Raw genomic sequence first — 7,106 nt, forward strand, 5'->3', positions numbered from 1 at the left:
TAAAAATAGGATTGAAGTATGAAAGAAGAAATGAAGAAGTATCCTTCGGAGTGCACTACGATTATCGTGGGTAGTCAACTGATGGAGGATGGCTCTATGATTGCTGCCCGCTCTGAGGATTGGGATGCAATGGTGGCTAAGAATTTGGAGATCTTTGAGACGACTGATAACGGACCTGAGGAGTTTGTGGCAAAGGAGACGCCATTTAGGTGCCCTCTCCCTAAGCATCGCATTGGTTACTCTGCCCTTTCGCCTTACCACCTTCATGGAGAGTGGGGTAGTGCAGGATTTAATCGTGCCGGCGTGGGGATGAGTGCCACGGAGAGTATCTTTAGCTCTGAAAAGGCACTCGCTTGTGACCCTCTTGTGGAGAGCGGACTGGGGGAGAATTGTGTCTTCAATATTGTCCTGCCCTATATCACCACTGCACGTGAGGGAGTGGAGCGACTGGGTGGTTTGATTGAGGAGTACGGAATTGCTGAGGGCTTTGGGATTAGCTTTATCGATGAGCATGAGATGTGGTACCTCGAGACCGCCTCTGGGCACCGTTGGCTAGCAACTCGTATCCCTGAGGATAAGTACTTTGTCTCTGGCAACCAGAGCCGGTTTAGGGACTACGACCCAAAGGATAAGAAGAATTATCTCGCCTCTAGTGATTTGATTGACTTCGCTCGTGAGCATCAGCTCTTTGAGGGTGTGTTTGACTTCCATACCGCTTATGCTAGGGATGAGAAGCTGGATACCACCTACAGCTATCCACGTGTATGGTATCTGCAGAAGCTCTTTACACCTAGCAAGGAGCAGGACGTGACTAAAAATGACTTCCCTGTCTTCTTGGGTTCGGATAAGAAGTTGACACTCGAGGATATCAAGGCGGCATTCCGCACGCACTATAATGATACGGAGCACGACCCTTATCTCCACAGTAATCCTAAGGAGAAGTGGAGACCTATCTCGATATTCCGCACAACTCAAACGCATATTTTGCAGCGGAAGCCTAACCTCCCAAAGGAGATCGCACAGGTGGACTATATGTGTGAGGGAATGGCGGCACTCGGTATCTTTGTGCCCCTCTATGAGGGCATCTCTTCCTATCCAGAAGCGTGGAGAATAGGGGGTGGTGTTTCGGATAATCAGTCGGCTTACTGGCGGCTTCGCCATGTACAGACACTCGGTATGGTGGATTATAATCGCTATGCACCTATCATCAAGGAGACCTATCGGAAGCTAGAGGAGGAGATCGCACAGCGTGAGCAGGAGATGATTAAGGAGTATCTTGCTATTTATGAGGAGCGTCCGCTAGCTGCTAAGGACTTGCTACAAGAGTTTTCGGACCGTATGCTGAATAAGGTGTTGGAGGTGACCGATGAGCTGACGGAGCACCTATTTACCTTGATCGCAAAGCACACTATGGAGACGTACGAATTCCACGGTGCTTGATCATAGGTTAGCTGTAATACAGAAGAGAATGTTGCACGAAGAATGAGATGCAAGGCGCTGAGGATGAGGCCGAAGGGAGCGTACTCACGTACGTGACCTAGGCGAATGCCGAAAGCAACGCAGCAGATCGCCTTCGTGCAACATTCTCCAAAAAGAGGGTGCGTGTGAATGGTTATCACACGCACCCTCTCATTTTATATTATCGGGAGCCTACTACACTTCGAAGTAGGGCTCAATAGATAGCGTCACAAAGCTGTACTTTGCTTGTCCGGTAAAGCGATCTTTGTGCCGCTGTTGGAAGCCACGTACGATCACGTTATCTCCCACTGATAGCTCTACTGGAGCCACTGATAGATTGACAAAGCTGGGGGTGCCTTGCTCTGTATGGAGTAGGTATTGATCCCCTCGGATATCCTCTACCACTGCCTTAAGAGGATTGAATGTAAGGATGGCTTCGGTAGGATTTACCCTTTCAATATGGTAGATAAATTCGCGTGCTTGTGGGGTATTATTGCCCTTGCGTATTTGTTTCTCGATAAGAAGAACAAAGCGAATAAACTCTCCCTGTGTATATTCATTGGGTTGGCCAGGAAGGTAGTGGTGACGGCTATTGCTATCCATCACGTGGTAGGCGTGTAGTGCTTCGCTATAGCCATTGATCATCCCTACTTGAGTGGGGAATAACTCTTTGGGGTCACTCTCTTCGGAGAGGGTGAGCTGTACTACCTTGGTATGCTTGCGGTGGCGCTCTAGTAGCTTGACCATATAGATGTTGCCCCTATTGTCTCCAGGGAGTATGCCTGACTCTTTGGGGGTGACAAGTGCTGTCTTGCCCTCTGGGGTGATTAATTTGAGCATAGGCACTACTTGGTTGGACTGATCTTTGAGCCTCATCGCCATCGCATCGTAGACCATCATTGGCACCTCTGGTAACTCTCTAAAGATGTGTGCTAATGCCGGGCGAGATAGGGTATAGTAGAGGTCTTTATTGTCTTTGCTTTGCACGGTATCGCTAGGGATCTTTGCCATGAGGGCAGGGTGCTCTTCGGGCAGTGTGCGTGCTTTCTCCAAGCAGATCTGTGCCACAAAGGAGAGTTCTCTGAGTGCCTCTGCGTACATTTCCTTCTGTATCAATAGCTTTGCTAGCTCGATCCTAGCCTTGGTGATGTACTCGCGGTAGTCGTCCTTTTCCTCCCTAAGTGCCATGCAAAGTGCCCCGAGGCGTATCTCGGGATCGTCGGTGAGGTAGGCATATTCTGCCCATGCCATAGGCTCTTCATTGTCCTGTAACAAGAGTTCGTAGCGAAGTAGAGCCTCCTGCTCTGCACCTTGTAGTGCCATGATGCGTGCCTTGGAAAGCTGTGCTAAGCTATCCTCAGGGAAGTAGCTGATTGCATCGCTGAGTAGCTGTAGGAGTGGTTCCGGTACCTCTTTGGACTCTTCGACAGTTAGCTCAGTGGTGGCTGTGAAGAGCACCACCTCTCCTAGTGCACGCTCAACATCGCCATAGCCTGCTTTGCCTCTCTGCCAGTCCTCATGGCGAAGGTTGGCATATCCCCATTTGCTCAAAAGCTCTACAAAGTTTAGGTGATGCCCAAATGCTCTTTTCGCCTCCACGGCTATTTTTAGCATCCTAGAGTGTAGCTCTGAGGGGCGCTCATTATGTAGTGCTAGGTAGTGGTTGTAGGCCCCCGCAAACTCTTCGAATGGTATATGCTGGTAGTACCTTGAAAGGAAGCAGTAGATTATCTCAGCATAGGCGGGATGAAGTGCTTCATCGGGGGTCGCATTACTTTCCTCGAGCCATTCGAGAGTGGTATTGAATATCTCTTTTACTCGGACTCTATTCTTTGTCTTTTTGGCTTCCTCTGCTAGGCTAGCAAGTTCGCTATAATGAGGAATGAACTCCATGCGGAGAGCTGAGAGAGACTCTTGTGCCACATTAGCGGTGGCTCCCATATATCCCACGATCTGCTCCATCTGCTCTAGCAGTCTTTGGGCGTCCTCTCTCTTTTCCTCATTAATCTGTTGTGTAGCTAGGTCTTTCAATACCCAAAATAGTGCCGAAGCAGACCATTGGTCTTGATTCTCTTGGTAGTCTTTTTGGGCTAGTGTTAGTGCTTCTGTTAGGTTCCCTTCTTGGCGTAGTGCCATCACCTCTTTAAATCCCATAACAATCTCTTCCTTTCTTTCTCTCTCTTTGTGATTTCTTTTGTCTGCTCTCTTAGTAGGATATCACAGGCTCCAGTGGTTTTGAGTCGACTGTTTTTGTGTTGTACTATTAGTATTGGTTGGTGTCGCTCGGCTATGGATGCCCTGGAGGTATCTCCTTTTATCTCTCTTTGTATATAACTTTAGCTTTTCCCAAAGCTTGTTCTCCCCCGTAGCTTGGTGGTAAATAGGTCAGTAGCAACTAGCTTTCTCGTGGGAGAAAGACTAGTAGCTACTGTCACTTTATTGACTTTTAATTAGAATGGCAGGTCGTCGCCACCCCCTTGTTGTGGTCCAAATGGGGCATTGGTGCCTGGCATTTGTGTAGCACCTTGCTGTGGTTGCTGTGGCTGTTGAGGTTGCTGAGGCATGCCATATCCTAGCTGAGGCATCCCGTAACCTGGTTGCTGAGGCATTCCGTAGCCCTGCTGCTGTGGCATCCCCTTCATGATGTTGCGGGCATCGGCACTAGTATACCAACGCTCTTGGTACTCACGGCTCGATAGCTCGTAGGTGACGGTCACGTCCTCACCCATTTGGAGATTGGCAGCGTCTATCCTATCCTTGCCCCATATTTGGAAACATACTTGCCTAGGATACTGAGCGTAGGTCTCGATTACGAATTCCTGTCTGTACCATTTCTCTCCAGGCTTGTGCTTGCTATCTCCTGACACAAGAGGAAGTATTTTGATCACCTTACCGCTAAGGGTATTCAGATTGTCTGTCATTCCGTTCATTTTCTCGTTCTCTCTTTATCTGTTTTTGTGTTATCTCATCTTAGGAAATCCTATGATCTCTCTTGCCATCTCTACTGTTTGGCGGGCATTCTCCCTTGCCTTTTCAGCTCCCTCTTTGGCCACTCTCTCAAGGAGGTCGGTATCTTTTCGATACTCGATGATCTTCTCGCGGATGGGTGCACAGCAGGCATTGATATCCTCTGCCAATTGCTTCTTGAGGTCGCCGTACCGTATCTCACACTTATTGTAAGCCTCATCAAAGTGCTGGTAAGTATCGGGTGTAGAAACGATGCTCAGGAAGGTAAATAGATTGGCAATTGGCTCGGGCTTAGGTGAATTGGGCTCTGTAGGGCCAGAGTCGGTCACCGCTTTCATTACCTTCTGCTTGATGGTCTTTTCGTCGTCCATCAGATAGATCGCATTGCCTTCGCTCTTACCCATTTTACCAGAGCCATCTAGGCCAGGTATCTTGAGTGCTTCCTTGCCAAAGCTAAAGGACTCCGGCTCGGGGAATAGGTCTACCTCGTAGATATGGTTAAAGCGACGGGCAAACTTCCGTGCCATCTCCATGTTTTGCTCCTGATCCTTACCTACGGGCACCTTGTGTGCTCTGTGCATCAGAATATCCGACGCCATGAGGGTAGGGTAGGTTAGTAGCCCTGCATTGACATTATTGGGCTGCTTACGAGCCTTATCCTTGAATGTGGTGGTACGCTCTAGCTCACCGAGGTAAGCATTCATATTGAGGTACATATACAGCTCCAGCACCTCCTTTACATCGCTTTGCACGTATATCGTAGCTTTATTGGGGTCTAGCCCACAAGCGAGGTACTCGGCTAGGATGGTATGCGTATTATTGAGGATATTATCGGGGTGTGGGTGCGTAGTCAGCGAGTGCCAATCTGCGATAAAGAAATAGCAGTTGTACTCATCTTGCATCTTAAGGAAGCTCTTCATAGCCCCAAAGTAATTACCTAGGTGTAGGTTGCCAGTAGGGCGAATCCCACTTAATACCGTCTCCATATATTAATCTTGTCTCTGAATGTTCTTGCTACCTGCTTGCCACGCTCTTAAATTGTATTCTAAATCCTTTGTGATGGCCTTTGCCTTTAGTAGCAGAGCAAAGGTACCCAAATAATATTTATTTAGCCGATTTGGTCTGCGCTTTTTTTGCCCGAATAGCGATGCGAGCCAAAGTGAAGCTCTCTTTTTATGGTTTGAGAGGGCCATCTCAGAATTTATGTATAAGTTTGTCAAATAATTAACCAGTCAATTAGCATTATATGCCTACCCTATCTATAATTATACCGATTTATAATGTTGAGCGCTACCTTAGGCGATGTCTTGATGCCCTTGTGGGGCAGAGTCTATTGCCGTATGAGGTAATTTTGGTCAATGATGGAACCCCCGATAATTCTGGTACCATTGCTAAAGAGTATGCCGATAAGTACCCCTTTATGCGGTATGTAGAGCAAGAGAATCAAGGTGTTTCAGCTGCCCGGAATAAAGGCTTGTCACTAGCCACAGGCGACTTCGTCACCTTCTGTGATCCAGACGATTATTTTGTCCCATATTTCTGCGAAGAAATAGTAAAAATTATAGATCAACAATCTGCTGATCTCTATCACTATACTTATCAAAAGACATTTAGTGGCACTGGTCGTGAGTTTGCTGGTGATCTTGGAGTAGCTAAGCTCACACCAATCTATTGTGATGCACTTCTCAAAGGAGAGGTAAAGCTAGGTGAAATGATGGTCTGGATGAATGTGTATAAAAGGTCGATTGTTACTAAATATGGCATTCAATTTCCGGAGGGAATTGTGATTCATGAGGATGAGGTGTTTAATTTGCGGTATTATAGGCATTCAAACTTACTACTGAATATTGACAAAGCCTTTTATGTCTATTATATAAGAGAGGAAGGGGCTACCTCTCAAAGTTATGGGGGATTTAACTTCCAAGCGGTACATTCATTTTACAGAAATGCAATAATACTCCTTGAGGAATGGAAAGGTGATACCCCACAAGCGGTAACTGACTGCATTAGTAATTATATCTTTCAGTACTTTCGTGCATTTGCATTAAAAGAGCCTCTTTCAAAAGTTGAGCGATTAGAAGTTGAAGAAGGACTTAAGGAGATAATGGACACTGTAAATAGGTACGATGTAAAGCTTAGAAATGGCTGGAAATATAAGTTGATTAGTAGCTTTTTTCCGCTTTCACGCAAGTTGTATAGGACTAAGAGATATATTAAAAGTAAACTTTTGTCGAAGTGAAACACGCCTACTTGATATTGGCTCATGGGGATTTTGAGCTGCTGCAGTGTCTCGTCTCTGCCCTTGATGATGTGCGGAACGACCTTTATGTCCATGTGGATAAAAAGGTGAAAGAGCTCCCTTCGCTAGCGGTTCAGAAAAGTCAGCTCTACCTAATTGATGAGCGGATAGATGTGCGATGGGGCTCTGTGCGAATGCTCGAGGCTGAGTTTGCCCTTTTGAGGGCTGCGACCAGTAGAGATAGTTATCAGTACTATCACTTAATATCGGGAGCCGATCTTCCCCTCAAGTCTCAAGATGAGATCCATGCTTTCTTCTCTGCACACCAAGGCCAGGAGTTTATCGGCTACAGCCAGTATGATTACTCAAAGGAGGTGATGAGAAAGGTGCATCGCTACCACCTTTTTAAGCCTCATCCGATATTCTGGGTGATGAGGGTGAC

Annotated in this window: 6 protein-coding genes; 3 read left to right on the top strand and 3 right to left on the bottom strand. The window is 46.9% G+C overall.

The genetic code is table 11. The features are described 5' to 3' along the window. The first annotated feature begins 18 nt into the window (after window positions 1-18). Window positions 19-1,440, top strand: coding sequence for a C69 family dipeptidase (locus tag HMPREF3027_RS09085; protein WP_070708310.1), 1,422 nt, complete (start codon window positions 19-21; stop codon window positions 1,438-1,440). Between the two features lie 213 nt (window positions 1,441-1,653). Here the strand turns inward: HMPREF3027_RS09085 and HMPREF3027_RS09090 are convergent, their stop codons facing one another. The 3 genes from HMPREF3027_RS09090 to trpS all read right to left on the bottom strand — a co-directional run bounded on the left by HMPREF3027_RS09090 (window position 1,654) and on the right by trpS (window position 5,411). After that, window positions 1,654-3,612: a tetratricopeptide repeat protein gene (locus HMPREF3027_RS09090; protein ID WP_070708312.1), complete on the bottom strand. Its 1,959-nt coding sequence runs from the start codon at window positions 3,610-3,612 to the stop codon at window positions 1,654-1,656. 296 nt (window positions 3,613-3,908) lie between these two features. Further along, window positions 3,909-4,388, bottom strand: coding sequence for a DUF3127 domain-containing protein (locus HMPREF3027_RS09095; protein WP_246830572.1), 480 nt, complete (start codon window positions 4,386-4,388; stop codon window positions 3,909-3,911). 30 nt (window positions 4,389-4,418) lie between these two features. After that, a complete protein-coding gene (trpS, locus tag HMPREF3027_RS09100) occupies window positions 4,419-5,411 on the bottom strand; it encodes a tryptophan--tRNA ligase (protein WP_021902771.1) in 993 nt (330 codons plus the stop codon). A gap of 260 nt (window positions 5,412-5,671) precedes the next feature. On the opposite strand from trpS, the gene HMPREF3027_RS09110 reads away from it, so the two are divergent. Both HMPREF3027_RS09110 and HMPREF3027_RS09115 read left to right on the top strand, forming a co-directional pair. After that, window positions 5,672-6,664 carry a glycosyltransferase gene (locus HMPREF3027_RS09110; RefSeq protein ID WP_070708319.1) on the top strand — a complete coding sequence of 331 codons (993 nt, stop codon included), beginning with the start codon at window positions 5,672-5,674 and terminating at the stop codon, window positions 6,662-6,664. Next, window positions 6,661-7,106: beta-1,6-N-acetylglucosaminyltransferase (locus HMPREF3027_RS09115; protein WP_141756268.1), on the top strand; the 446-nt coding region annotated here is incomplete at its 3' end. The genes HMPREF3027_RS09110 and HMPREF3027_RS09115, both read left to right, overlap by 4 nt.

The sequence above is a fragment of the Porphyromonas sp. HMSC077F02 genome (genome assembly GCF_001815465.1).
In the GTDB taxonomy this organism is placed as follows: Bacteria; Bacteroidota; Bacteroidia; order Bacteroidales; family Porphyromonadaceae; genus Porphyromonas_A; species Porphyromonas_A somerae.